This is a genomic window from Streptomyces sp. NH27 (genome assembly GCF_056859195.1).
This window is the reverse complement of the sequence record NZ_JACEGK010000989.1, coordinates 1-1029: the sequence shown is the minus strand read 5'-3', so window position 1 is coordinate 1029 and position 1029 is coordinate 1. Positions and strand designations below refer to the sequence as shown.

Here is a 1029-nt window from a genome sequence, read left to right as displayed (position 1 = left end):
GACGGTCGACCTGGCCGACCCGCGGGTGCGGGTGGACCTGCTGACGCCGGGCGCGGTGGCCGCCCGTGCGCCGGTGTCGCAACTCGCCGACGCCGCAAGTGCGGTGGGCGCCGTCAACGGCGACTTCTTCAACATCACCGAGGAGCACGCCGGCGTCACCCCGACCGGCTCCTCCGACGGCCCGGAGATCTCCTCGGGCCGGGCGCTGAAGGCCGCGGTGCCGGACTCGCAACGGTTCGGCCCGGCGATGCCGCCCGGCGTGACCACGCGGGACGTGTTCGGGGTCGGCGTGGACCGCAGGGCCCGGCTGGATCGGCTCACCCTGGTCGGCAGCGTCCTTACCCGGCAGGGCAGTTACCCGCTCGGCGGCTTCAACCAGTACGCGCTGCCCGAGGGCGGCATCGGCGCGTACACCGCCGGATGGGGCACCGTCTCCCGAGAGCGCGCCGTCTGCGGCTCCGACACCTCCCGCGCCGCGGCGTGCAGCACCGACACCTACGAGGTGACTGTGCGCCGCGGCCGGGTCACCGCCGTGGCCGACGCACCCGGGCAGGGCGCGATCGAGCCGGGCAGCACCGTGCTGGTCGGGCGGGACGCGGGCGCGGACACCCTGCGCACGCTGCACGTCGGTGACCGTGCGGACGTCGGTGAGCGCCTCGCCCCGACCGCGTCGCACGTGCCGTACGCCTTCGCGGTGGGCGGCTTCCCGGTGCTGCGCGACGGCGCCCCGCTGCCCGGGCTCGACGCGAAAACGGCCGCGGTGCGGACGGCCGCGGGCTTCGGCGACCACGGACGCACGCTCTACCTGCTCGCGCTCGACGGCACCGCGGCCGCCGACCCGGGCCTGACCGTCGCCGAGGTCGCCGACGTGATGCGGCGGGCGGGCGCCGACGACGCGGTCAACCTCGACGGCGGCGGCTCCACCACGCTGGTCACCCGCGCCCCGGGCGACCCGGCCGCCACGGTGCGCAACACCCCCTCGGGCGTCGCCGAGCGCCCTGTCGCCAACGCGGTCGGGGTGTTCAGCAC

Annotated in this window: 1 protein-coding gene; it reads left to right on the top strand. The window is 76.8% G+C overall.

The features are described from left to right. A partial coding sequence (locus tag AC13HU_RS37595; protein ID WP_483046493.1) for a phosphodiester glycosidase family protein occupies positions 1–1029 on the top strand: 1029 nt, incomplete at both ends.